Origin of the sequence: Thiohalophilus sp. (assembly GCF_046483665.1) — a bacterium.
Classification (GTDB): domain Bacteria; phylum Pseudomonadota; class Gammaproteobacteria; order UBA6429; family Thiohalophilaceae; genus Thiohalophilus.
The window spans coordinates 14,582-39,740 of the sequence record NZ_JAWOCR010000011.1; the positions used below are offsets into that span (position 1 = coordinate 14,582).

The following is a 25,159-nucleotide window of genomic DNA, read 5'->3' on the forward strand; positions in this document are numbered from 1 at the left end:
GACGGCCACTATACCATAGCGGGGCTACCTACTGCATCTTTGGAAAAAGGCGTGAGAAACCCGTTGCGGGCGTATCGTGCAGAGCCATGGGGTTTTGAAAACCGTTTTGATGCTCGTCCAGAGCAGAAAATCAGCGCGGCTCGCCCATGTGCTGCGCCATTTTCCCGGCGTCGGGCTGTTCGATAATCCCGCGCTCGGTGACGATGGCATCCACCAGCTCCGCCGGGGTGACATCAAAGACCGGATTCCAGGCCCCGGCCCCGTCAGCCGCTACCCGCTGACCGCCGCAGCTCAGCAATTCATGGGGGTCACGCTGTTCAATCGGAATCGCCCCGCCCTCGCCGATCGCCATATCAATCGTGGAAGTCGGTGCGGCCACCATGAATTTGACGCCGTGCCGGCGTGCCAGCACCGCCAGCGAATAGGTGCCAATCTTGTTGGCCACGTCACCGTTGGCCACGATCCGATCGGAGCCGACAATCACCCACTGCACCTTGCCCTGGCGCATCAGCCAGGCAGCGGCACCCTCGGCCACCAGTGTTACCGGAATCTGATCCTGCAGCAGCTCCCAGGCTGTCAGGCGTGCCCCCTGCAGCCAGGGCCGGGTCTCGTCGGCATAGACCGTGTCCAGTTTGCCCCCGCTACAGGCGCTGCGAATCACCCCCAGCGCCGTGCCGTGGCCGCCGGTTGCCAGCGCCCCGGCATTGCAGTGGGTCAGCACGCTGCTGCCCGGCGCGATCAGCGAGGCCCCGAGCTCACCCATTTTCAGATTGGCGGCAATGTCTTCTTCATGGAGGGTCCGGGCCTCCTCCAGCAAGACCGGAAAAGGATCCCCGTGTATCTCATCCAGCCGACGACGCAACCTTTCGATCGCCCAGTAGAGGTTGATGGCAGTCGGTCGGGCCCCGGCCAGCTGCTGTAAATCGGCTTCGAGGTTATGTCGCCAGTTTGCCGCCGATTCGGCATAACGTTGCCGCGCCCCCAGCGCCACGCCATAGGCCGCGGTAATCCCGATAGCCGGTGCGCCGCGCACCACCATATCCCGGATCGCCTGCGCTACCTCGACCACACTACGGCAGTACATATACTGGTGTTGCCCCGGCAGCAGTCGCTGATCCAGCAGGCAAACCGCCTCGTCATCCCACATCACCGGCTTGAAGGTGTCGTATTGATCCAGCATAAAAAATTCAGGATTGTTTCGGGGAACCTATTGTAATCCGTCAAGCTACTTGAAGATATGGCAAAATTTTTCAGGGATAGACAAAGCTCGACATTAATCCTTTTTACCCTGTCTGTTCTCTCGTGGAGCCGCAAAGACGCCAAGAAATAAATAACCCCATTGTAAACTCTGCGTCTCTGCGTCTCTGCGTCTCTGCGAGAGATTATTTTTTTCAGTGAGCACGACGTGTGGAACACATCCTGCCCCACTGTTCTCTCGCCGAGCCGCAAAGACGCCAAGAAATAAATAAACCCATAGTTACCTCTGCGTCTCCGCGTCTCTGCGAGAGATTATTTTCAGATGCTTAGAAGGGGCCACCCTACCCGGCTCAGCTTGTTCTCTCGCCAAGCCGCAAAAAACTTGCAGCGGTGAATCCAATCCCTGTATCTTTCCCGGCATGAAGATTGACACACTGTTATCCGCGCGCTGGATTTTGCCTGTTGAACCAGAGGGTGTGGTATTCGAGCAGCATGCCATTGCGATCCATAATGGACGCATCGAGGCTGTCCTTCCCAGGGAAGAAGCCGAACAACGCTATCAGGCGGATCATGTCGAGCACTTCGAACAACATGTTCTGATGCCCGGATTGATCAACCTGCACGGTCATGCCGCCATGACTTTGATGCGCGGGCTGGCCGACGATCTGCCCTTGATGGAATGGCTGCAACAACATATCTGGCCGGCGGAACAACAATGGGTGGGCAAGGAGTTCGTCTACGACGGCAGTCTGCACGCCTGCGCCGAGATGCTGCGCGGTGGCACCACCTGTTTCAATGATATGTATTTTTTCCCCGAGGAGACCGTGCGTGCGGTGGACCAGGCCGGCATGCGCGCCTGCGTCGGGCTGATTATGATTGACTTTCCCACGCCCTGGGCACAGACCCCGGAAGAATATCTGAGCAAGGGTATCGCCCTGCACGATCAATTACGCGGCAACAGTCTGATCCGTACCGCCTTTGCCCCGCACGCGCCCTATACTGTCTCCGACGAACCGCTGCAACGGATTGCCACTTATGCCGAAGAACTGGACATTCCGGTGCATATGCATGTGCATGAAACCGCCCATGAGGTCGGGGAGAGTCATCAACAAAGTGGCAAGCGGCCGCTGCAGCGGCTGGACGAACTGGGCTTGCTCAATCCGCATTTGCTGGCCGTGCATATGACCCGGTTAAATCAGGAAGAAATACTGCGCCTGGCCGAGGCCGGGGTACATGTGGTGCATTGTCCCGAATCGAACCTGAAATTGGCCAGCGGCTTCTGTCCGGTGCATGAACTGTCCCGGGCCGGCGTGAATCTGTGCCTCGGTACCGATGGCGCCGCCAGCAATAATGATCTCGATATGTTCAGCGAAATGCGCACGACCGCCCTGCTGGGCAAGGCGGTGGCCGGTGACGCCAGCGCCCTGCCCGCCGAGGACGTGCTGCGCATGGCGACCATCAACGGCGCCCGGGCGCTGGGACTGGAACAGGAAATCGGCTCGCTGGAAGCCGGCAAGTCCGCCGATATCATTGCCGTCGACCTTGGCACCCTGGAAAGCCAGCCGGTCTATCATCCGGTATCGCAACTGGTCTATACCGCCGGGCGCGAACAGGTCACCGACGTCTGGGTCGCCGGACGCCAGCTGCTCAAAGAACGCGAGCTGACGACCATCGACCCGAATGCCGTATTGGAGCGGGCCGCCGATTGGCAGCAGCGTCTCGTCCCTCTGGACTAACAAAAAAGTGCCGAGGGACGAGGGACGAGGCTTGGATTTGATCCCCTCCCCCTAACCCCCTCGGCTCGGGCGTCCTGCTTCGCTCTACCGAGTCCATCCATGGACTCGTCCCTGTGGGAGGGGGGGGATTGATCCTGCTACCAACACGATCATCCCCTCCCCTGCAAGGGGAGGGTTAGGGAGGGGTGACATAGAATCAGCCCCGGCAAAATCTCCTCGTCACTCGTCCCTCGTACCTCGGCCCTGCGAATTTCTGTATACTATTTATATGAGCCAAACACACACCAACGTCGATCATCAGGAAATCGCCAAGTTCGAGGATCTCGCCTCGCGCTGGTGGGATCCCCATGGCGAGTTCAAGCCGCTGCATGAAATCAACCCCTTGCGTCTGGAATATATCGACCGGCGCGTAACCCTGGCCGGCAAGAAAGTGCTGGATGTGGGCTGCGGCGGCGGGATTCTCTCCGAGGCCATGGCGCAGCGGGGCGCGACTGTGACCGGTATCGACATGGGGGAAGCGCCGTTGAGCGTGGCGCGGCTGCACAGGCATGAGTCCGGCGTAGAGGTTGATTATCAGCAGATCACCGCTGAAGAACTGGCCGATCGGGAAGCCGGTGAATACGACGTGGTCACCTGCCTGGAGATGCTCGAACATGTGCCCGACCCCGCCTCGGTCGTGCGCGCCTGCGCGCAACTGATCAGGCCCGGCGGGCATGTATTTTTTTCCACCATCAACCGCAACCCCAAATCGTATCTGTTTGCGATCATCGGTGCCGAATATATCCTCAAGCTACTGCCCAAAGGCACTCATGATTATGCCAGATTCATCCGCCCTGCCGAGCTGGAAAGCTGGGTGCGTGCCGCGGACCTTGGCACCCGCGAACTGACCGGCATGAGTTACAACCCGCTGACCAAAACCTATTCCCTGGGGCACGATGTCAGTGTCAATTACCTGTTACATACCCAGAAGTCGTGATCAACACCGTACTGTTTGACCTGGACGGCACGCTGGCCGACACCGCACCGGATCTGGCTCATGCCCTCAATGCTGTGCGCCTGAAATACAATCTGCCCGTCTTGCCTTTCGACATGATTCGCCCTGTGGTGTCGCACGGTGGCAAGGCATTAATCGAGCTGGGCTTTGCCCAAACCCAAATCGACGCCGACTTCGAAACGTTACGCCAGCAACTGCTACAGCATTATCACAGCAATCTGGCCACGCACACCGTGTTGTTCCCTGGCATGGCAAAACTGCTCGACAGCCTGGAAACCCGCGGCCACAACTGGGGCGTAGTGACCAACAAGCCCGGCTGGCTGACCGACCCCTTGCTGCAGGCGCTGAACCTCGACCAGCGCGCCCGCTGTGTAGTCAGCGGGGATACCCTGCCACAACGCAAACCTGATCCCGCCCCCCTGTTGCATGCCTGTCAACAGTGCGGCAGCGAGACGCAGCAATGCCTTTATGTGGGCGACGCCCAGCGCGACATCGAAGCCGGCCGCCGCGCCGGCATGCAGACACTGGTTGCCCTGTTCGGCTATATTGGCGAGTATGAACAACCGGATACCTGGGGCGCCGACGCAATGGTGGAGTCCCCCGAAGCGATCCTCGAGTGGCTGAAGTGAATGCGTCAATCAACAAAAGTTACAATGAATATAACTCTCGCAGAGACGCGAAGACGCAAAGGATATAAATATTCAATGCGCACCAACAAGTACACGATTTTCTTTGCGGCCTTCGCGGCTTTGCGAGAGGTAATGATCACTTGATCCATAAAAAGTTCATCAGATAATGCAACAGGAACTGATTTACGCTGCAATCGCTGTTGGTTCCCTGCTGGTCGGGGCGCTGGGGGTATATCTGTGGTTACAGAAACGCATCCATGCACTGCAACGGGAAAACAGCGAACTGAGTACGACGCTGGAGCTGGAGCGCCGGCATGCCGAGGAGAAACTGGAAACGCTGACCCAGGCCCGCGAGCAACTCAAGGAAACCTTTTCGTCTATTTCCAGCCAGGCACTGAAACATAATTCCGAGGAGTTCCTGCGACTGGCGCAACAGAATCTGGAAAAATTCCAGAACCAGGCCAAAGGCGATCTGGCGCAGAAGGAAAAAGCCTTCGAACAATTGATCAAGCCTATCCGGGACTCGCTGGAAAAAACCGAACAGCAGATCCACAGCATCGAAAAAGATCGCAAGGAAGCCTATGGCGCGCTGCACAAGCACATCGAAACCATGAACCTGACCCAGCAGGAGTTACGTAACCAGACTCATAACCTGGTTCAGGCGCTGCGGCGTCCCGAGGTGCGCGGCCAGTGGGGTGAACTGACCCTCAAGCGACTGGCGGAGCTGGCCGGCATGGTCGAGCATTGTGATTTTTATCAGCAGGAAAACGTCAAAACCGACGAAGGTCGTCAGCGTCCGGATATGATCGTGCGCATGCCCGACGGGCGCGAGATTGTGGTCGATGTCAAAACACCCCTGGATGCCTATTTAAGTGCCATTGAAAGCAGCGACGAGGAGCAGCGCAAGCAACACATGCAGCGCCATGCCAAAAACGTTCGCCAGCGCATCAACGAGCTGCACAGCAAGGCGTACTGGAGTCAGTTCAGCCAGTCACCGGAGTTTGTGGTGCTGTTTATTCCCGGTGACCAGTTCCTCAGCGCGGCCCTGGAAACCGATTATCAATTGATGGAAGATGCGTTGAGTAAAAATGTAATTCTGGCCACCCCTACCAGCTTTGTCGCCTTGCTGCGCGCGGTGGCTTACGGCTGGCGTCAGGAACAACTGGCCAAAAATGCCGAGCAGATCAAAAAGATCGGCGAAGAGCTGTATCAACGGCTGGCGACCTTTACCGGCCATTTACAAAAGATGGGGCGTAGCCTGGATGCGACCGTCAAACACTTCAACAGTACGGTGGGGTCGTTTGACAGCCGCATCCTGCCCAGCGTGCAGAAATTTCGCGAGATGGGTATCAGCTCCAGCAAGGAGATCGAGGCGCAGGAACAGGTCGAAAGCGGCGTGCGTCAGATCGAGACCGACACTGACCAGTAGTCAGTTATTCCTTGAGTTTACCCTTGATTTCCGAACCAAGATCCTCCACTTTCTTGCCAGCCCGTTCCATGGCCTCGCCGGTACTTTCCTGCAGGCGCTGCTGCAGGGTTGGCCCGTCGAAAGGATTACTCAAGATCGGTTTGCCCTTGCCAATATTAACGCCAAACCACATCCCGACGGCGAGGCCAATAATGATGCCAAAGAGGATCAGTTTGAGTTTTTTCATTGCCTGCGACCTGATTCTTTATAATGTGCTTACAATACTATAGACGACTCTCATGACAAGCAACATACTGGCCGACGCTTATGCCCATTGCGCGACAATAGCGAGCAATCATTACGAGAATTTTCCCGTTGCCAGTCGTCTGCTGCCGGCCCGGATTCGACCGGCAGTAACGGTCATTTATGCTTTCGCCCGCCGCGCCGATGATTTCGCCGATGAGGGTGACTTGAGTCGTGAACAACGCCTGGCCCGGCTCGATGAGTACCGACATCGCCTGCAACAATTGCAGAGGGGGGAATCGTTTGATGACCCGATATTCGTCGCCCTGCAGGATGTCATCACGCACCATCACCTGCCTGTCGAACCCTTACACCGGTTATTGCAGGCCTTTGCTCAGGATGTAGAGAAGACCCGTTATGCCGATTTTGGCGAGCTGATGGACTATTGCCGCTGTTCCGCCAACCCGATCGGCGAACTCCTGCTGCATCTCAACGACGCCGCCAGCGAGCGCAACATCGGTTATTCCAATGCCATTTGCACTGCCCTGCAGTTGATCAATTTTCTGCAGGATATGCATCAGGATTATCAGGAAAATAACCGTATCTATATTCCCCGGGACGAGATGCAGCGCTTTGGTGTCAGCGAACAACATATCGCCAGCCGCAAGACCGATTTTGCCATGCAAGGCCTGATGCGCCAGCAGATCGAACGGGCGCGCCGACTTCTCGAATCCGGCGCGCCGCTGGGCTTGCTTCTCAGCGGGCGCTTTGGTCTGGAAATACGACTGGTCATCGCCGGCGGCGGCCGTATTCTCAAACATCTGCACGACAACAGCCAGGCGGCATTCGCCCGTCCCCGACTCACGCCACGTGACAAACTGGCCATGCTGGCACAGGCGGCCCTGCCCCGAATGCTCGGCCGTCGCCGAGGCCCTGGCAAATCGGGCTGTGGAATCTGATACACTGGCCGCATCATGACCCCCGATCAATATTGTCAGAACAAGGCCGCCTCCAGCGGTTCCAGTTTCTATTACAGTTTTCTGTTTCTCACCCGCCCCAGGCGCCGGGCGATCATGGCCCTGTATGCCTTCTGCCGTGAAGTGGACGACGTGGTGGATGACAACAAGACACCGGAGGTGAGCCGGGTCAAGTTGCAATGGTGGAAAGATGAAATCGATCGCCTGTTCGATAGTCAGCCACAGCATCCCGTGACGCAGGCCTTACAGTCGGTGATTGCTGAATTCGACCTGCCCCGCGAGTACTTCGTAGAGATCATTGACGGCATGGAAATGGATCTCGAACAACATCGCTATGCCACGTTCAAGGAGTTGTCCCTGTACTGTTACCGGGCCGCCAGTGTGGTCGGATTGTTATCGGCGGAAATTTTCGGTTACCGGGATCGGCAAACACTCAAATACGCCCGGGATCTGGGCCTGGCGTTTCAACTGACCAACATCCTGCGTGATGTCGGAGAAGATGCCCGACGCGGACGTATCTATCTGCCCCAGGAAGATCTGCAGCGCTTTGGTGTGCAGGAAGCGGATCTGTTACAGGGCAAGGAAAGTTCCGAATTTTATCAACTGATGGCATTCGAGGCAGAACGGGCCCGCGATTATTATCAACGCGCCCATGCCCATTTGCCCGAAATCGACCGTCGTGACCAGCGTGCGGGGCTGATCATGAGCCGCATCTATCAACGTCTGCTGGACGAGCTGGAAAAAGACGGGTTTCATGTCCTGACCCGTCGCATTAATCTGACCGCACTGGCCAAGTTATGGCTGGCCGCTACAACTGTCTGGCATGAACGAGGGTGGAGACGCTCGCAGTCGGACAGGGAACATTCCCGATGAAACAGGCTCCGGTGGTCATCGTCGGTGGCGGCTGGGCCGGCCTGGCTGCTGCAGCGGATCTGGCCGCTCGCGGCCTTCAGCCGTTGCTGCTGGAAGCCGGCAAGCAACCCGGTGGTCGGGCACGCAAGGTCGCTTTCGCCGGCCAGGCCGTGGACAATGGACAACATCTGTTTATCGGCGCCTATCATCATACTCTGCGCCTGCTGAAGCAGTTTGAGCTGCCTGTTGAAGAGTTGTTCAAGCGCCAGCCCCTGCACCTGACCCTGCAACATCCGCAGGGGCCAAAATTATCGCTGCGCGCTCCCCGCCTGCCCGCCCCGCTGCACTTGCTATGGGCACTGCTTAACGCCCAGGGACTGTCGACCCGCAGTCGCTGGCAGGCTCTGAAATTTGGCTGGCGTCTGTCTCGTCACAAAGTGATGACGCAAACCGATCAATCTGTTCTGGCCCTGCTCAGGCAATGGCAGCAGCCCCGGGAACTGATCGAGTCCTTCTGGACACCGCTGTGTCTGGCTATTATGAATACCCCGGTCGGGGACAGCTCGGCAGAGTTATTTCTCAGCGTGTTGCGGGATGCTTTTTTGCATCAACGGGTCGATTCGGATCTGTTATATGCCCGCCGCGATCTCGGCCATTTATTCAGTGAGCCCGCCATGCAATACATCGAACATCAGGGCGGAGAAGTACAACTGGGGCGGCGGGTCTTGCAATTGCACATCGAACAACAGCAAATCAGGGGCATAGTCACCGGCGGGGGAGAAATCCGGACTTCCCAGGTGATCCTGGCGGTTCCGCCGCGTGCAGCCGCCGCACTGTGTGAGTCCCATCCCGAACTGGCCGAATTACAACAACAGTGCAGCGCCTTTGAATACGAACCGATCTGTACGATTTATCTGCAATACCCCAAACAGGTGCAATTACCGCAACCCATGCTGGGACTACTCGGTGGCCTCGGACAATGGGTATTCGATCGTCGCCTGTATGGCCAGCACGGGCTGCTGGCGGTCGTGATCAGTACCGGGGGCAAACACATGCGCCTGACCAATGCCCAATTGATCTCCCGGATCGGCGAAGAGTTGCAAAACCACTTTCCCCACTGGCCTGCACACGAGCAGGCCATGGTAATTCGGGAAAAACGGGCGACCTTTGCCAGTCGGGTCGGCATCAACTCACAGCGTCCCGACAATCATACCGCTATTGATGGCCTGTGGCTGGCCGGGGATTATACCCGGACCAATTATCCCGCCACGCTCGAAGGTGCAGTGAAAAGTGGGTTACAATGCGCCACCCTGGCCCACCGGGCAGTTCATACCCCGAGACAAGACGCTTTTTCATGACCACATCACTCATTGATTATCAGCCCGCCGCGGATCTGCTGCAGGATCGGGTCATCCTTGTCACCGGTGCCGGCGACGGGATCGGTGCCGCCCTCGCCACTTCACTCGCGGCGCACGGCGCGACCGTGATCCTGCTGGGGCGAACGATTAAAAAACTGGAGAAGATCTACGATGCCATCGTTGCTGCGGGCTATCCGCAGCCGGCCATTGTGCCGCTGGATCTGGAAGGTGCCACGGCTGACCACTATCAGGAACTCGCCGCCACCCTGCAACAGGAGTACGGTCGCCTGGACGGCCTGGTGCATAACGCCACCTATCTTGGCGCATTAATGCCAGTGGAACATTATGATCTGCAATTGTGGGCCCGGGTCCTGCAAACCAACCTGACCGCGCCGTTGTTGCTGACCCGCGCCCTGTTGCCGCTATTAAAACAATCGACAGCGGCGTCGGTCATCTTTACCTCTGCCAGTGAAATCCAGGGGGGACGCGCCTACTGGGGTGCCTACAGCGTGAGCAAGGCCGGTGCCGATAACCTGATGCAGATCCTGGCCAGCGAACTGGAAACCAACACCTCTATCCGCGTTAACAGTCTCATTCCCGGGCCGGTACAAAGCCAGACCCGTCGCACCGCTTTCCCCGGCGAGGATCCCAACCAGCATCCCGAGATCGAAACCCTGCTGCCCGCCTACCTCTACCTGCTCGGCCCCGACAGCGAAAACGTCAACGGCCAGATTTTGCATGCGCAAGAGAGTCACCAGGTCCTGGCAGCTAGTATCTAGCCCCTGTTTTTATTCCCAGAGGTCGACATGCTCGCCCTGTTCTTCGAGTTTGTCGGCGCGGGCCGAGAGGTAACGCTGCAGGTTGGGCTGCTCCTTATAAGCGCCCGAAGCGATATAGTCCATGATGGACTGGACATGAAATGCCCGTAAATACGCTTCGGCACGAAAGACCTCCTTGCCCGTGCTGTCAAAGAACACCAGTGTTGGGGCATACTTGATATCCAGCTCCCCTGCCAGTTTCCTGGCGGTGATCTGCTTGCCATCCGGCCCGACAACCTTGTCCTTGCTCCACATATCCAGTCTGACGACATCAAAACGCTGCAGTTGTTCACGGGTGGTTTCGCGCTGGTAAATATCCCCGTGCAGCTCATCACAGGCCTTGCATTGCTTTTGTTCGAACATCAGCAATAATGGCTTGCCGCCAGTAGCCAGTTGATTGAGATTATACGGTGGCTTGAGCAGAAACTCGGCCTGGTGCAATTTGCCGCTTGCTTTCTCGCCGCCTTGTTCCTTGTAATATTCACTAAAACTCAGCTGATTCTCTTTTTTCTCGCTGACATATTCCAGCGCGGCCATGAATTTATCGGGGGCATAATAGCCGTTGACGCGCAGCGCAACCTTGCCGTTTTCATCCATCATCAGCAGTGTCGGCGTGAACATCACCTTGAGGTTCTCGGCGAATGTCTTTTCAGTCAGCATATCCCCCTTCAGATCGGTCACTTCTCGATCACCCCACATATTAATAGCGATCACATCGAAGTTTTCCTGCGTCATTTCGGCAATATCCTTCTGGCCAAAGTTATCCTGCAGCAGCTTGGAGCAATAGGGACAGCCATCCTGATAAAAATAGAGCATTAACCGCTTGTCCTGCCGGGCGGCCTCATCGATATCCTCACGGATATCCAGAAACGAGTTTTTGAACCAGGCCGGTTTCTCGTGATAGCCCGGATTGTTCATTCCCTCGTCCAGCCCGTCACCTTCTGCCGCCAGGCTCTGTTGCGCGGCCAACAGAAACACCACCGGTACAAAACGCCAGAATCGCTTGAGCAGCATGTCTCTCCCCCTTTTTAAATAGTTATGCTGATTGGTCTTTTAGACCGCACTGTTACCCAGCCGTTCCGGAAAAACAAGCCACAGAGTGCCAGGGAATTGACGCCCCGGGACACAACTTTACACAGCCATTTTAAGTGCCTGTTTTTATTGTATTTTATAAATTTTCATAACTGGCACGCTTTTCGCATATTAAGCACAGCAATGCATGTGAAGGGTGAAAACATGGCAATAAACAGTACAACAGGCAGCCAGGACACTTCTGTCACCGCCGGGCATCTCGGCCAGGACCAACTTGGCATTGCGCCGACTGACCTGCAACAGACGCTTGAACTGGCAGGTTTGCTGCAAACAACCCTGGAAATCAACCAGATACTCGGGCATTTTCTCGATAGTGCACGCCTGCGGGTGGATTTTGACAGCCTGCATTACAGTTATGATGCGCTGGGACTTGAATTCGAGCAGGGTAATCGCAAGCGGCACAGTTGTGCCTATCGGCTAAAACTTGCCGGTGAATGCCTCGGTGAGCTGGTTTTCACCCGCCGCCAGCGGTTTGCCGAAGAGGAACTGCAGAAGATTGAAAACCTGCTCTGCCAGCTGATTTATCCCCTGCGCAACGGTATCTGGTACCAGCGCGCCGTGCATGCAATCCATGTCGATCAGTTGACTGGTGTACATAACCGGGGTGCCTTTGACTCCAGCCTGGTGCGCGAGATTGACCTCGCCCACAGGAACCAGACTCCCCTGTCTCTGGTGGTCGCCGACCTGGATAACTTCAAGCGGATCAATGACGAACATGGCCATGCCGTCGGCGATGACGTGCTGCGCGTCTTTGCCGAAACGCTGATGCAGAACATGCGCAGCAGTGATATCGTCTATCGTTATGGCGGCGAGGAATTTGTCATCCTGATGAGCAATACCGACCGCCAGGGCGCCGAACTCGGTGCACAACGCCTGCGCGAAGCGGTCAACCAGACCGTATTTAGCAGTAAGGGCTTGAAGATTCCGGTTACCGCCAGTTTCGGCGTTGCCAGTCTCGGTCCCACCGATAACAGTACCACCCTGTTCGACAAGGCCGACCATGCCATGTACGAGGCAAAGAAAACCGGCCGCAACCGGGTTGTCTGCTTTATTGCCGAACCGGCCAAACAGGGTGAGGGTATCTGATCGCCGGAACATGAACGCCATCACACCCGCGTGATGTCCCTGAAAGGGAAACCGGCTATACTGATCCCAAATCCGGCCCCGGCAGCAACTGCAATGAATTATCTGCAACAACTGGAAAAAATCCTCGACAGCCGCTTCAAGGTGGTCAGCATCGAAACCTACGATACCGATCGGGTCAGCGAGCTGTTCACCCAGCTCAGTCGCTTCAGCAACAAGGCCTTTTACATGCACCTGCCGGATGAAGGCTTGCATCGTCTGGGGGCCGCCCACATCACCATTCCCCGCACCCGCACCCCACTGGAGTTACTCGAGCATATCGAGAACACCCCCCATTTTGGAATTTATATCCTGCGTGATTTCAGAGCGGCGCTGGAAGACAAGAAAGTCGTCGACAAACTCAAACAGATCGGCGCCGGTGACAAACGCAAGGTAGTTATCCTGCTGAGCGAATACATCGAACTGCCCCGCGAACTCAAGCCCTACACCCTGCGATCCAAGCACCAGATCAAGCAAGCAAGCTAGGCCCTTCGGGCGAGGTACGAGGGCCGGGTGACGAGTGACGAGGAACATCAACACCCGGATAGTTCGATCGGGATTTCATTTAACCTGTACCGCTTTTCAAATATGCCCGGAGAATAACGCGGAGGTCGCGGAGTCGCGGAGAAAATGATTTTTATAAAGGTTTCACCCTGGCAGGTGGCTCCTGGTTCAAATTCATCACGTCCGTCAGCACCAGACAATTCAAACTCTGCGACTCCGCGACTCCGCGACTCCACGAACTCTGCGTTGCTTCCCAGTGAATAAGAAAAAGGAATTACTGGCTGGTTCGTCGCGAGGTCTTTTTTCGGGTCTGTTTTTTGCGAGCCGTTTTCTTGCCGGTTTTCTTTTTGATCTGGCGGGAGGCGTCGGGCAGGGCTTCGTCCATGCCAACCATGGCCAGGACGTGGTTGATGTCTTTCTCGCCAAGTTCTCGCCATTGCCCCTGGGGCAGGTTGCGGGGCAGAAACAGATTGCCAAAACGGGTGCGAATCAGGCGGTTGACGGTGACTCCGACAGCATCGAACAGGCGCCGCACCTCGCGATTGCGACCTTCATGCAGTAACACGTAATACCAGTGATTCACGCCCTGTCCGCCCCCGTCGACGATGTCATCGAACCGGCCGGGGCCGTCTTCCAGTTGTACACCTTCACGCAGCTGACGGTAACGGTCATCGGAAAGCTCGCCCAGCACGCGTACGGCGTATTCGCGTTCGATTTGATAGGAGGGATGCATCAGTCGGTTGGCCAGTTCGCCGTCGGTGGTGAACAGAATCAGGCCGGAGGAATTGATATCCAGGCGGCCGACGATGATCCAGCGACCGTTTTTAACCGGCGGCAGTTTGGCAAACACGGTCGTGCGCTCTTCGGGATCGTCCCGGGTGCAGATTTCGCCTTCGGGCTTGTTGTAGGCCAGGATACGACGCGGGGCGAGATCCAGCGTGCGGCGCACCGGCTTGCCGTTGAGACGGATTTCATCCTTCGGTTCCACCTTGTCGCCCAGCCGGGCCGGCTTGCCGTTGATCTCGATGCGACCCTGCTCGATCCAGGATTCGATTTCCCGGCGGGAACCATAGCCTGCCTGGGCCAGGACTTTTTGTACGCGTTCGGCCATCGGGCGTCAGTGCTCGGCGCTCAGCACATGATCCGTGCGGCTCTCTTCATCGTCTTCGGTTTCTTCGTACTCATCGCCGTCGTCGGACTCGCTTTGCGCTTCGACCTCGGTGTCACTGTCGACGTCATCGCCTCCCTGGCCGGCGGTTGCGTCAGTGTCATCCATTTCTGCGGCCTCACCCGGGCGTTCGTCCTCAAACTGATCATCCGGGGCAGCCTCTGTTTGCGGGGTGTTCTCACCCTGCTGGCTTTGTTCACCCCAGTCCAGTTCGGCATTAATGGAATCGATATCGCGCAGCTCGGCCAATGGCGGCAGATTCTGCAGACTTTGCAGATTGAAGTAATCGAGAAATTCTTTGGTGGTGGCATACAGCGCCGGTTTGCCCGGCACGTCGCGATGGCCCACGACCTTGACCCATTCGCGCTCCTGCAGGGTTTTGATGATCTGGCTGCTGACACTGACGCCGCGGATCTCCTCGATCTCGCCGCGCGTGATAGGTTGACGATAGGCGATCAACGCCAGGGTTTCGAGTGTGGCGCGCGAATAACGGGCCGGTTTTTCCTCCCACAGCTTCGACACCCAGTTGGCATAGTTCTGTTTTACCTGAAAACGATAACCGGAACCGACCTGGCGCAATTCCAGGCTGTGCTCGGCATAGTCTTCCTGCAACGCGGCAATCGCCGCCTTGATCATATCAAGGTCAGGGGCCTCGTCTTCAATAAACACACCCTGTAACTGGTTGAGATTCACCGGATCGTCGGCGGCAAACAGTATGGATTCGATGATGCGTTTGAGTTCCTGTTCAGTCATGGATCATTTCGGCCCTGGTTGTTCCTGATTACTCGGGGTTGTTTTCGGCTTGTCTGGCTTTGACATGAATCGGTCCATAGACTTCAGTCTGGACCATTTCGATCAGGTGCTGTTTGAGCAGCTCCAGAATCGCCAGCAGTGTCACGACCACACCGCTGCGTCCTTCTTCGATGGTAAACAGCGCACTGAACTCGGTAAAGCTGTCGCTCTTGACGGCGTCCAGTACCCGTGACATGCGCTCGCGTACCGACAACGGCTCCATCTGGATATGATGGTGTTCATACCTGGAGGCCCGGCGCATGACATCGGTAAACGCGGCCAGTACATCCTTGATGTCCACTTGTGGCGGGGTGCGTACGACCTTGAGATCGGGCGCCTTCACCTCGGCCGGGAACACATCACGACCGACTCGCGGCAACTCGTCGATATCCTCTGCGGCCTTCTTGTAACGTTCGTACTCCTGCAGACGGCGCACCAGCTCGGCACGCGGATCGCCCTCTTCTTCCTCTTCACTGACCGGCCGCGGCAACAACATGCGCGATTTGATCTCGGCCAGCATGGCCGCCATGACCAGATATTCGGCGGCCAGCTCCAGACGCAATTCGCTCATCAGCTCCACGTACTCCATGTACTGGGCGGTGATGGTCGCGATGGGCAGATCGAGAATATCCAGATTCTGGCGCTTGATCAGATACAGTAGCAGATCCAACGGCCCGGCAAAGGTTTCCGCCAGGAACACTTCCAGCGCATCGGGGGGGATATAGAGATCCCTGGGCAGCGTTGTCATTGGCGTGCCCTGCACCACGGCAAAAGGCATCTCCTGCTGCTCGGGCGTCTCCTGACTGTCGTGGTGCTCGATGGTGTCGGTCATGAATCAGCGATACTCCAGGCCCATGGCCTGCCGGACTTCCTGCAGGGTCTGGCGCGCGGTATCCCGGGCCTTGTCGCAGCCCTCGGTGATAATCTTGCGTACCAGTCCTGTATCCTGTTGATATTCCATAGCGCGTTCGTGGATCGGTTCCAGCTCGGCCTGGATCGCCTCGATCACCGGCGCCTTGCATTCCAGGCAGCCGATACCGGCGCTGGTACACCCCTGCTGTACCCAATCCCGCACTTCGTCGGAGGAGTATACCTGATGCAGTTTCCACACCGGGCATTTTTCTGGATCGCCGGGATCGGTGCGTCGCACCCGGGCCGGGTCGGTCGGCATCGTGCGCAGTTTTTTCTCGATTTTGGCGGGATCTTCGCGTAAAGAGAGGGTATTGTGATATGACTTGGACATTTTCTGTCCATCCAGACCCGGCATCTTCGGCGCCGGCGTCAGCAAACTGTCGGGCTCGGGCAGGATGATCCGGCCACTGCCTTCCAGATAACCGAACAGCCGCTCCTTGTCACCCAGGGTGATATTTTGCTGATCGTCGAGCAGCGCCTGGGCGGTATGCAGCGCCTCGTCATCGCCCTGTTCCTGGAAACGGCGCCGCAACTCCTGATAGAGCCTGGCGTTTTTCTTGCCCATTTTCCTGATCGCCGTCTCGACCTTCTCTTCGAAGCCCGGCTCACGGCCATATAAATGGTTAAACCGGCGCGCCACCTCGCGGGTCAGCTCCACGTGGGCGACCTGGTCCTCGCCCACCGGCACCAGGCCGGCCTTGTAGGTCAGGATGTCGGCACTTTGCAGTAGCGGATAGCCCAGAAAACCGTAGGTGGCCAGATCCCGCTCGCGCAGCTTCTCCTGCTGGTCCTTGAAGCTCGGCACCCGCTCCAGCCAGCCCAGGGGAGTGATCATCGACAACAACAAATGCAACTCGGCATGCTCGGGCACCCGGGACTGGATGAACAACGTGGCGGAACCGGGATTCACCCCCACCGAGAGCCAGTCGATGACCATCTCCCAGACGCTCTGCTCGATGATCTGCGGATCCTCGTAATGGGTAGTCAGGGCATGCCAGTCGGCAACAAAGAAAAAGCACTCGTACTCGTGCTGCAGTTTGATCCAATTTTTCAGCACACCGTGGTAGTGGCCCAGATGCAGGGCGCCGGTGGGCCGCATGCCGGACAGCACACGTTGTTTCTGATTGGGCAAGGCAGTCAATTCAGGCTCCAGAATAGAATATCGCGGGTCATGCCCGGGGCACAGCCGTACTTATGGTCGGGCCGTCACCGGCCACGGGGATTATCATCATTATCATGGTTCTGTCACACCGGCCAGCGGCTGAACAGGCACGGCATTATACCCTGTTGGCCCCCGCAGCGGGCAAATCGGGGGATTCAGACGGTCTGAAACGGCGTCGGATCGCCCTTGCCCTGTCGGATCACCCGGGGGAGTTCGTCGGTCATATCGACCACGGTGCTGGGTTCGAAGCCGCAATGGCCGCCATCGATGACCAGATCCACCTGGTGCTCCAGCTGTTCGCGAATTTCCTCGGGATCGGTCATGGGCACCTCCTGACCGGGCAGAATCAGGGTGGAACTCATGATCGGCTCGCCCAGCCCGGCCACCAGTGCCTGGGCAATGGGGTTATCGGGGATGCGAATGCCGATGGTGCGCCGTTTGGGATGCAGCAGCCGGCGTGGCACCTCGGCGGTGGCATTGAGAATGAAAGTGTACGGGCCCGGCGTGTAGCTGTTGAGGATCCGGAACAGGGTATTGTTGGTCAGCTTCGCGTAGGCACTGATCTGGGAGAGATCCGCACAGACCAGAGTGAAGTTATGCTTGTCGTCGACCCGACGGATATGACGGATACGCTCCATGGCCTTCTTATCTTCCAGGTGACAACCCAGCGCGTAGGCCGAGTCAGTCGGATAGACGACCACCGCACCCTGACGCAGCAATTCTACCGCCTGGTGAATCAGACGCGGCTGGGGCGTCACCGGATGGATCTGGAAAAACTGGCTCATGACGCCCCCTCGCTGCAGCGGGCCCAGGCGTCAGACTCCCAGATCGGGCGACAACCGGGCGGCAACTCGGGCAGGCGGCCGATATCCCGATAGGGATTTTCCGGCCCGTGGTAGTCGGAACCACTGGAAGCGGCCAGGTTCCAGGTCTGGCTCAGCTGACCGAAACGCAGCATGTCATCCCGACTGTGACTGCCGGAGACCACCTCCAGTGCGGCACCGCCCAGTTCACCAAATTCGCCCAGCAGCTGGCGCAGCCGTGTGGCACTCAGCTTGTAGCGGGCCGGATGGGCGATGACCGCCAGTCCGCCGGAATCGCGGATCCAGCCCACCGCCTGCTCCAGCGTGGCCCACTCGCCCGCTACATGGCCCGGCTTGCCCCTGACCAGGTAGCGTTTGAAAACCTGCTTGAGATCCCGCGCGTGGCCCTGCTCCACCAGGTAGCGGGCAAAATGGGTTCGGCCCACCAGATCGCCGTCGGCATAACCGCAGGCCCCGTCATAGGCCCCGTCGATACCGGCTTTGGCCAGGCGTCGGCCGATCTCCGCGGCCCGCCAGCGGCGAAAATCAAGTTGCCGGGCAATGCCCGCCTGCATGGCAGGATGCCCGGGATCGATATGCAAACCGACAATGTGCAGGGTCTGATGCGCCCAGCTGACCGATAACTCGATCCCGGGAATCAGTCCCAGACCCTGTTCCCGCGCCGCCATCCGGGCGGCTTCGAGGCCGGCCGTGGTGTCGTGGTCGGTCAATGCCAGTTGATCAATCTCCCGCTCGACAGCCCGGGCAACCAGTTCGGCCGGGCTCAGGGTGCCGTCGGAGGCGGTGGAATGGGTGTGTAAATCGAATCGCTGTGTCATGGTTACTGCATAGGGTTGTGCCGGATGACCTGCCATCATCCGGTAATTTCCGGTTATGCGCCAGTGTAACGTGTCCGGCGGGGAATGCGAGACCCGGGATTCTGACCCGGGCCCGTGGCGGCTGAAGGTCCGCCGGTGGCTGTGTTAAAATTGACAGTCCCCTGCCACAACGCGGTAAACAAGAGATATGAGCATTGTCGAGATTGATCTCAACGCCCTCGCCGACGTAGTGAAGGAAGTTACCGACGCGCTCGACCAGGCTTACAGTGATAACCCGATCGAATATAGCGAACTGGATAAACCGCAGGTCATTGGCGAGAACCTTAACCAGTTTGCGAAAATGGTGCGGCATGTCGATGCCCAGTACCACGGCACCAGCGACGGCAAATCCCGCGAGGCCCTGCCCGACAAGTTGCAGGATCTCAGCCAGCTGGGCGATTACGGGCTCGCCCGCCTGGCGGATCTGAGTGAATGGGCGCAACTGCTGGAACTGGAAGAGCTGCAGGTCACGCTGGATGAATTATCTATCCCGATTGCGCTATGGACTGCGCGTAACATCGGCAGCCTGCAGGAGTTGCGTAACGTGGTCGATGCCCTGTCGCGGATTGCGAATCAGACCCGGGATCCCGACTTTCTTGCCGAGTTAAGCGGCATCATGGATGAGATTGCCAATGCCGCCGCGCCGCAGGTCAAGGCCGACGAGGACAAGAGCCATGCCGGGCGGCCATGGCGAATGCTTAACCTCAATCATGGTATCGTTGCCACCCGGACCCACGACCCTGCCATTATGGAGTCGGTCTTCGAACAGATTCTGTTACGTTTGCCCGAAGACGCCCCGACCTTCTTCCGCGAGGGCATGGAACAGGTCGAAGCAATCGATTATCCGGGCCATGTGCGGGAAGTCATGGAAAAATACTATGAAATGACCAATAATCCGACTCTGCATTGAGCCCCCTCCTCCTGACAGACAAAGCTGGACTGCCATGAAGTTTCTGTTCGATTTTTTCCCCATACTGCTGTTTTTCATCATCTACAAACTGTATGGCATTTACCCGGCAACCGCCGTCGCCATTGCCGGCTCAATAGTGCAGAACGCGTTTTACTGGTACCGCCATCGCAAGTTCGAGAATATGCACCTGGTCACCCTGGCGCTGATCGTCATACTGGGCGGCGCCACTTTGTTGTTTCAGGACAAGGCATTTATCATGTGGAAGCCGACGGCCGTGTACTGGGCTTTTGCCGTTGCCTTCATCGCCAGTCAATTCATTGGTGAAAAACCGCTGATCCAGCGTATGATGGGCCACGCCGTCGCGGTACCGCCGCGCATCTGGCGCAATGCCAATTTCAGCATGGCGCTGTTCTCGGTATTACTGGGGGTTGCCAACCTGTATGTGGCCAACTTCTATTTTATGGCCGAAACGGCGCTGATCGCCGCCACTGAACAGGCGGTCAACCTGGAAAACTGTGCCGCCACCTACAGTGGAAGCGCGGTGGAGTTGTGCCAGCAGGCCAAGTCTATGGAATCTATCTGGGTCAACTTCAAACTTTTTGGTATGCTGATCCTGAGTATCGTATTTCTGATCGGCCTCGGCGTCTATCTCTCCCTGCACGTCAGGGACGAACTGGCAACCACAACCGAACCGGGTAATAAATCCTGATGTTATACGCCATTATCGCCCAGGATAACGACAACAGCCTGGAACAACGTCTGGCCACACGCCCGGCTCACCTGGAGCGCCTGCAACAGCTCAAGGATGGGGGCCGCCTGATTCTGGCCGGTCCGCATCCGGCTATCGACAGCGAGGATCCGGGCCAGGCCGGTTTCAGTGGCTCGTTGATCATCGCTGAATTTGCCTCGCTGACGGATGCCAGGCAATGGGCTGATGCCGATCCCTATGTCGCCGCCGGCGTCTATCAATCCGTTACCGTCAAGCCTTTCAAGAAGGTGTTTCCGTAACCATGTTCATCAAGCTAAGGAATCTCGATTATGTTTAAACCCAATACCTTCTCATCCGCTTTTGCACTTATTGCCGCCGGCATGTTATTCAATGCTAATGCGCTTGCGGCCGATCCGGTCGCCGTAGTCAATGGCGAACCGATCTCGCAGGAAACCTACGAACGTTATCTCAAATACCGGAGCCAGCAACAAAACGGAGAATCCGGCGAGGTCGATCGTGAAGCGTTGATCAATGAGCTGGTGAACCGACAGCTGCTTCTGCAGGAAGCCAAAAAACAGGATCTGGATGAGAACCCGGAGATTGCTTTTCGTATCAAGCAACTCAAAGCCGACGCGCTGATCCAGGCACTGATCCAGAAGCAGGCCCAGAGTAACCCGATCAGCGAAGACGAACTCAAAAAGGAATACGAGCAGCGCATTGCCGCCAGCGATGACAAAGAGTACAAGGCCAGTCACATCCTGCTCAAAAGCGAACAGGAAGCTAAAGACGTCATCAGGGAACTGGACAGCGGCGCGGTATTTGCCGATGTTGCCAAAGCCAAATCCACCGGACCCACGGCCAAAAACGGGGGTGATCTCGGCTGGTTCAGCGCCAACCAGATGGTTCCGCCCTTCACCCGGGCCGTGGCCAATATGGAAAAAGGCAGCTACAGCAAAACCCCGGTCAAGACCCAGTTTGGCTGGCATGTCATCAAACTGGAGGACGAACGCAAGGTCACCCCGCCCGGGTTCGACGAGGTCAAGGAGCAGTTGCGCAGCATGAAAGGAAGCCAGCTCATACAGCAATACGTCATCCAGCTACGGCAAAACGCCAATGTCGAAATCAAGTAACAAAAAAAGCCCCGCATTGCGGGGCTTTTCTCTGTCTTCGGCCAGGTAACAACCGTTGCCATAAAAGTATTTTACAAAGCAAGATACTGATGACGCAGCTCGGTATTATCCAGTACCTCCTGTGCCGGTCCATCGAACACGACCTGCCCCATATCAAGAATCACCGCCCGATCTGCCAGCTCCAGCGCGGCAATGGCATTTTGCTCCACAATAATCGTGGTAATACCCAGTTCCTTGATATTTTCGACAATCTTTTCGATTTCCTTGACGATAACCGGTGCCAGTCCTTCGTAGGGCTCATCCAGCAGGAGCAGCTTGATGTCCCGGGCCATGGCGCGGGCCACTGACAGCATCTGTTGTTCGCCGCCGGAGAGCGTAGTGCCCTCCTGGTTGCGTCGTTCGCCAAGACGCGGGAAATGATCATAGATACGTTCCAGTGACCAGCCGATGGGTTTGGCGATCTGCGCCAGCTTGAGGTTCTCTTCTACCGTAAAACCGGGAATGATACGCCGATCCTCCGGCACCAGTCCGACACCGGCCTGTGCCGCCTGATAGGACTTCATGGTATGCAGTGGCTGGTGATCCAGCCAGACTTCGCCATGGTGCAGCTGGGGTGAACCGATCTGGGCGATAGTACGCAGCGTCGAGGTCTTGCCCGCACCATTACGACCCAGCAACGCGACGATCTCTCCTTCGCGCACATCGAAATTCACCCCCTGCACGATATAGCTCTCGCCGTAATAGGCATGCAGGTTCCAGCAGGAAAAAAAGGCGGGATCGGACCCTGCGCCGCGAACCACGTGTTTTTCGGCGTGCTCACTCATGATGGGTACCTCCCAGATAGGCTTCCTGAACCCGGGGGTCGCCGCGGATCTCATCCGGTGTGCCTTCGGCGATAATCTGACCCTGCGCCAGCACTGAGATCTTGTCCGCCAGGGAAAATACTACCTGCATATCATGCTCGATAATTACCTTGGTCATACCCCGCTCCTTGATGTGCTGCAAAGAGGCGATGGTCGCATTGGTGTCGGCGCGCGACATACCCGCGGTGGGTTCGTCCAGCAAAAACAGTTGCGGGTGCTGCACCAGTCCCATGGCCAGTTCGAGACGACGTTTGTCGCCGCGCGACATGGTAGCTGCGTGCATATGCTTTTTCTCGAGCAGGTTCATCTCATCGAGAGCCTGCTCCGCCTCGTGCAAAATGTCGGTTTCGGCATCCATGCGCACAAACGGATTGAGTTTGAACGAGCCATCCCGGCTGGCCAGCGCCGGAATCATCACGTTCTCCAGTACGGTCAGATCGTGGAAGATCTCCGGCGTCTGAAACACCCGTACCACTCCGGCCTGATTGATCTCATGAGCGGACTTGCCGGTAATGACCTCGCCGTTGAATGTCACGGTACCGCGATCCGGCGCCAGCCGACCGATACAAACATTCAACAAGGTAGACTTGCCGGCTCCGTTGGGGCCGATAATAGCGTGGGTCTTGCCTTTCTCCACTTGCAGATTGACATCTTTAAGGGCATGCAGGCCGCTGAAGCTCTTGTCCACGTAGGCGATATTTAAAACGATATCTTTTGCCATGGCTCAGCCCTCCCCCTGTGAGCTGTCCGCTTCTTCGGACCGCTGCTTTCTGGCCTGCCAGCGTCTGGCGATACGGGACATACCATCCATCAAGCCGCCAGGGAGGAAGATCACGATGATCATGAACAGGGCGCCGAGTGTCAGGTGCCAGCCTTCGCCAACAAAGGGGTGAATAATGGTAACAAGAAAATTCTCGATAAAGCCCGGCAAAAACGCGAAAGCTTCGTGCAAGGCGGACTCATTAAAGGCGGAGAAAATATTCTCTGAGTATTTGATCAAAGCCGCCCCGATGATCGGGCCAAGCAAGGTCCCCGTTCCGCCGAGGATGGTCATCAGCACTACTTCGCCGGAGGCGGTCCACTGCATGCGCTCGGCCCCGGCCAGGGGATCGGTCACAGCCAGCAGCGAGCCGGCCATGCCCGCGTACATGCCGGAGATGACAAACGCCCACAGCAGGTACGGCCGGGTATTATAGCCGGTATACTGCATGCGGTTCTGATTGGATTTGATCGCACGCAGCTTGAGACCGAAAGGTGAACGGAAGATCAACACTGAGATATAAAAGCCCAGTATCAGTATGATCGCCGAGAAATAAAACGCCGAGTAGCCCTGCATCCCGATGCCAAACAATGTAGCGATGGGTGAACCTTCATGGGTGGCTCCCAGCATATTATCGATGATCCGCGGATCATCGCGCAGCACGCGTAGTCCGGTTTCACCGTTGGTAATGGGTGTCAGTACCGAATAGGCCAGTTTGTAGCTCATCTGCGCGAAAGCCAGGGTGAGGATGGCAAAATAGATGCCACTGCGACGCAGGCTGAGAAAACCGATCACCACCGCGAACAGCCCGGCCAGCAGCGTGCCCAGAATCACTGCCGGAATCGCATTCAGCGAGAGCAGTTTGAACGACCATACTGCCGTGTAGGAACCAACCCCGAGAAAGGCGGCGTGACCGAAGGACAGATAACCGGTCAGGCCGAACAGAATGTTATAGCCGACCGCAAACAATCCGAAGATGGCAAATTTCTGCAGCAGATCGGGATAACCCGCCCCGAAGGGCTGCAACCACAACGGCGCCAGCAGGACCACGGCGGTGAAGCCCAGCATTAACCACATGTCATTACGTGAAAGACTGAACATCTTCACCGCTTATTCCTCCATTACACCTTTCTGGCCCATCAACCCGCGCGGGCGAACCAGAAGTACAATTACGGCAATTAAATAAACAATAATTTGATCCAGGCCGGGTAACACCGACTTGACTTCGTTCATGGAGGCAAAGGACTGGAGAATACCCAGCAGGAAACCGGCCGCCACCGCGCCGGGCAGGGAACCCATGCCGCCCACCACCACCACCACGAAGGACAGGACCAGAAACTCCATCCCCATGTGATAGTCCGGCGGCAGGATCGGGGTATACATCACCCCGGCCAGTCCAGCGACCACCGAGGCGATACCGAATAAAATGGTAAATCGCCGCTCCACGTTGAGTCCCAGCAGGCTGACTGTCTCGCGATCCGACATACCGGCACGCACCACCATGCCAAAGGTGGTATAGCGCAGGAAGGCGAATACCAGCCCGATAACCAGCAGAGCAAACGCGAAGTACACCAGCCGCCAGTACGGATAGGCCACCGACTCGCCCAGACCGAGCCAGAGACCAATCGGTGCGGTCCCCGACAACATCTCCGGTGCGGGGGTGGGAATCGGGTTGGCGCCGTAAAAGGTCTTGATGATCTCCTGAATCACGATGGCCAGACCGAAGGTCACCAGGATTTGTTCGGCATGTGTGCGCTTGTAAAAGAATTGATACAGACCACGCTCAAGCGCCAGACCAATCAACAACATCACCGGAATCGCCATGAAAATCGACAGGGGCACTGCCCAGTCGATGATCATACTGCCGGTATCGCCCCACCATATCTCCAGGTAGGGGACCTCCTTGTAGGCGTCAAAGAAAGTAACGCTCTCGTCCTTCACTTTCTCGGAGATGGTCAAAAGCTGCTGGAAACTGACCGCACAAAATGCGCCCAGAGCAAATTTTGCACCATGGGCAAAGTTGACGACCCCCAGACTGCCAAATACCAGGGTCAGTCCCAGGGCGATCAGGGCGTAAGCACTGCCCTTGTCCAGGCCATTGAGGATTTGCAGTACAAATGCGTCCACGTTAAATCTACCGAA

Annotated in this window: 27 protein-coding genes; 14 read left to right on the forward strand and 13 right to left on the reverse strand. The window is 57.2% G+C overall.

Annotated features, from left to right (window positions below; genetic code table 11):
- Window positions 1-130: 130 nt before the first annotated feature.
- Complete coding sequence (gene mtnA, locus R6U90_RS02650) at window positions 131-1,180, reverse strand: S-methyl-5-thioribose-1-phosphate isomerase (protein WP_410351110.1); 1,050 nt, start codon at window positions 1,178-1,180, stop codon at window positions 131-133.
- A gap of 436 nt (window positions 1,181-1,616) precedes the next feature.
- Between mtnA and R6U90_RS02655 the strand changes: the two genes are divergently transcribed.
- The 4 genes from R6U90_RS02655 (at window position 1,617) to R6U90_RS02670 (ending at window position 5,985) form a co-directional block, all read left to right on the forward strand.
- On the forward strand, window positions 1,617-2,933 hold the full coding sequence (locus R6U90_RS02655; protein WP_410351111.1) for a TRZ/ATZ family hydrolase: 1,317 nt from the start codon (window positions 1,617-1,619) through the stop codon (window positions 2,931-2,933).
- Window positions 2,934-3,201: 268 nt separating this feature from the next.
- On the forward strand, window positions 3,202-3,909 hold the full coding sequence (gene ubiG / locus R6U90_RS02660) for a bifunctional 2-polyprenyl-6-hydroxyphenol methylase/3-demethylubiquinol 3-O-methyltransferase UbiG (RefSeq protein ID WP_410351112.1): 708 nt from the start codon (window positions 3,202-3,204) through the stop codon (window positions 3,907-3,909).
- Entirely contained in the window at window positions 3,906-4,556 is a 651-nt protein-coding gene (gene gph / locus R6U90_RS02665; protein ID WP_410351113.1) for a phosphoglycolate phosphatase, read from the forward strand. The genes ubiG and gph overlap by 4 nt, the downstream gene beginning before the upstream one ends.
- Before the next feature lie 166 nt (window positions 4,557-4,722).
- Window positions 4,723-5,985, forward strand: a complete 1,263-nt coding sequence (locus R6U90_RS02670) for a DNA recombination protein RmuC (RefSeq protein WP_410351114.1) — start codon at window positions 4,723-4,725, stop codon at window positions 5,983-5,985.
- A 4-nt stretch (window positions 5,986-5,989) separates the two neighbouring features.
- On the opposite strand, the gene R6U90_RS02675 is transcribed toward R6U90_RS02670, so the two are convergent.
- On the reverse strand, window positions 5,990-6,211 hold the full coding sequence (locus R6U90_RS02675; RefSeq protein WP_410351115.1) for a hypothetical protein: 222 nt from the start codon (window positions 6,209-6,211) through the stop codon (window positions 5,990-5,992).
- A gap of 52 nt (window positions 6,212-6,263) precedes the next feature.
- Here R6U90_RS02675 and hpnC point away from each other — a divergent pair, with 52 nt between their 5' ends.
- Genes hpnC through R6U90_RS02695 form a run of 4 tightly spaced genes read left to right on the forward strand, consistent with a single transcriptional unit; the run spans window position 6,264 to window position 10,173 of the window.
- Window positions 6,264-7,166 (forward strand): squalene synthase HpnC, encoded by a 903-nt coding sequence (gene hpnC / locus R6U90_RS02680; RefSeq protein WP_410351116.1) that lies wholly within the window; start codon window positions 6,264-6,266, stop codon window positions 7,164-7,166.
- A 15-nt stretch (window positions 7,167-7,181) separates the two neighbouring features.
- On the forward strand, window positions 7,182-8,057 hold the full coding sequence (hpnD, locus tag R6U90_RS02685) for a presqualene diphosphate synthase HpnD (RefSeq protein WP_410351117.1): 876 nt from the start codon (window positions 7,182-7,184) through the stop codon (window positions 8,055-8,057).
- A complete protein-coding gene (hpnE, locus tag R6U90_RS02690; protein WP_410351118.1) occupies window positions 8,054-9,394 on the forward strand; it encodes a hydroxysqualene dehydroxylase HpnE in 1,341 nt (446 codons plus the stop codon). Before hpnD ends, hpnE begins: the two co-directional genes overlap by 4 nt.
- Window positions 9,391-10,173, forward strand: coding sequence for a YciK family oxidoreductase (locus tag R6U90_RS02695; RefSeq protein WP_410351119.1), 783 nt, complete (start codon window positions 9,391-9,393; stop codon window positions 10,171-10,173). The genes hpnE and R6U90_RS02695 overlap by 4 nt, the downstream gene beginning before the upstream one ends.
- Before the next feature lie 9 nt (window positions 10,174-10,182).
- Here R6U90_RS02695 and R6U90_RS02700 read toward each other — a convergent pair whose 3' ends face one another.
- Window positions 10,183-11,226, reverse strand: a complete 1,044-nt coding sequence (locus R6U90_RS02700; RefSeq protein ID WP_410351120.1) for a thioredoxin family protein — start codon at window positions 11,224-11,226, stop codon at window positions 10,183-10,185.
- 222 nt (window positions 11,227-11,448) lie between these two features.
- Between R6U90_RS02700 and R6U90_RS02705 the strand changes: the two genes are divergently transcribed.
- On the forward strand, window positions 11,449-12,390 hold the full coding sequence (locus tag R6U90_RS02705; RefSeq protein ID WP_410351121.1) for a GGDEF domain-containing protein: 942 nt from the start codon (window positions 11,449-11,451) through the stop codon (window positions 12,388-12,390).
- Window positions 12,391-12,483: 93 nt separating this feature from the next.
- Window positions 12,484-12,912, forward strand: a complete 429-nt coding sequence (locus tag R6U90_RS02710; RefSeq protein ID WP_410351122.1) for a hypothetical protein — start codon at window positions 12,484-12,486, stop codon at window positions 12,910-12,912.
- A 292-nt stretch (window positions 12,913-13,204) separates the two neighbouring features.
- Here the strand turns inward: R6U90_RS02710 and rluB are convergent, their stop codons facing one another.
- The 6 genes from rluB to R6U90_RS02740 form a co-directional block, all read right to left on the reverse strand.
- On the reverse strand, window positions 13,205-14,041 hold the full coding sequence (gene rluB / locus R6U90_RS02715) for a 23S rRNA pseudouridine(2605) synthase RluB (protein ID WP_410351123.1): 837 nt from the start codon (window positions 14,039-14,041) through the stop codon (window positions 13,205-13,207).
- A 6-nt stretch (window positions 14,042-14,047) separates the two neighbouring features.
- Window positions 14,048-14,851, reverse strand: coding sequence for an SMC-Scp complex subunit ScpB (gene scpB, locus R6U90_RS02720; protein WP_410351124.1), 804 nt, complete (start codon window positions 14,849-14,851; stop codon window positions 14,048-14,050).
- 28 nt (window positions 14,852-14,879) lie between these two features.
- Window positions 14,880-15,722 carry a segregation and condensation protein A gene (locus R6U90_RS02725; RefSeq protein ID WP_410351125.1) on the reverse strand — a complete coding sequence of 281 codons (843 nt, stop codon included), beginning with the start codon at window positions 15,720-15,722 and terminating at the stop codon, window positions 14,880-14,882.
- Window positions 15,723-15,725: 3 nt separating this feature from the next.
- Window positions 15,726-16,943 carry a tryptophan--tRNA ligase gene (locus tag R6U90_RS02730; RefSeq protein WP_410351126.1) on the reverse strand — a complete coding sequence of 406 codons (1,218 nt, stop codon included), beginning with the start codon at window positions 16,941-16,943 and terminating at the stop codon, window positions 15,726-15,728.
- 176 nt (window positions 16,944-17,119) lie between these two features.
- Complete coding sequence (locus R6U90_RS02735) at window positions 17,120-17,749, reverse strand: L-threonylcarbamoyladenylate synthase (protein ID WP_410351127.1); 630 nt, start codon at window positions 17,747-17,749, stop codon at window positions 17,120-17,122.
- On the reverse strand, window positions 17,746-18,645 hold the full coding sequence (locus tag R6U90_RS02740; protein ID WP_410351128.1) for a PHP domain-containing protein: 900 nt from the start codon (window positions 18,643-18,645) through the stop codon (window positions 17,746-17,748). Before R6U90_RS02740 ends, R6U90_RS02735 begins: the two co-directional genes overlap by 4 nt.
- A gap of 148 nt (window positions 18,646-18,793) precedes the next feature.
- On the opposite strand from R6U90_RS02740, the gene R6U90_RS02745 reads away from it, so the two are divergent.
- The 4 genes from R6U90_RS02745 to R6U90_RS02760 are packed head-to-tail and all read left to right on the forward strand — an operon-like array spanning window position 18,794 to window position 21,394.
- Complete coding sequence (locus tag R6U90_RS02745) at window positions 18,794-19,555, forward strand: hypothetical protein (RefSeq protein WP_410351129.1); 762 nt, start codon at window positions 18,794-18,796, stop codon at window positions 19,553-19,555.
- A 34-nt stretch (window positions 19,556-19,589) separates the two neighbouring features.
- Window positions 19,590-20,264 (forward strand): inner membrane-spanning protein YciB, encoded by a 675-nt coding sequence (locus R6U90_RS02750; RefSeq protein ID WP_410351130.1) that lies wholly within the window; start codon window positions 19,590-19,592, stop codon window positions 20,262-20,264.
- Window positions 20,264-20,563 carry a YciI family protein gene (locus R6U90_RS02755; protein ID WP_410351131.1) on the forward strand — a complete coding sequence of 100 codons (300 nt, stop codon included), beginning with the start codon at window positions 20,264-20,266 and terminating at the stop codon, window positions 20,561-20,563. Before R6U90_RS02750 ends, R6U90_RS02755 begins: the two co-directional genes overlap by 1 nt.
- Before the next feature lie 30 nt (window positions 20,564-20,593).
- The gene (locus tag R6U90_RS02760) at window positions 20,594-21,394 is read left to right on the forward strand and encodes a peptidylprolyl isomerase (protein ID WP_410351132.1); all 801 of its coding nucleotides are present in this window, start codon (window positions 20,594-20,596) and stop codon (window positions 21,392-21,394) included.
- Window positions 21,395-21,465: 71 nt separating this feature from the next.
- Here R6U90_RS02760 and R6U90_RS02765 read toward each other — a convergent pair whose 3' ends face one another.
- The 4 genes from R6U90_RS02765 to R6U90_RS02780 are packed head-to-tail and all read right to left on the reverse strand — an operon-like array spanning window position 21,466 to window position 25,144.
- Window positions 21,466-22,218 carry an ABC transporter ATP-binding protein gene (locus tag R6U90_RS02765; RefSeq protein WP_410351133.1) on the reverse strand — a complete coding sequence of 251 codons (753 nt, stop codon included), beginning with the start codon at window positions 22,216-22,218 and terminating at the stop codon, window positions 21,466-21,468.
- The gene (locus R6U90_RS02770; protein ID WP_410351134.1) at window positions 22,211-22,978 is read right to left on the reverse strand and encodes an ABC transporter ATP-binding protein; all 768 of its coding nucleotides are present in this window, start codon (window positions 22,976-22,978) and stop codon (window positions 22,211-22,213) included. Before R6U90_RS02770 ends, R6U90_RS02765 begins: the two co-directional genes overlap by 8 nt.
- Before the next feature lie 3 nt (window positions 22,979-22,981).
- Window positions 22,982-24,118, reverse strand: a complete 1,137-nt coding sequence (locus tag R6U90_RS02775; protein WP_410351167.1) for a branched-chain amino acid ABC transporter permease — start codon at window positions 24,116-24,118, stop codon at window positions 22,982-22,984.
- 9 nt (window positions 24,119-24,127) lie between these two features.
- Window positions 24,128-25,144 (reverse strand): branched-chain amino acid ABC transporter permease, encoded by a 1,017-nt coding sequence (locus R6U90_RS02780; protein WP_410351135.1) that lies wholly within the window; start codon window positions 25,142-25,144, stop codon window positions 24,128-24,130.
- Window positions 25,145-25,159 lie beyond the last annotated feature (15 nt).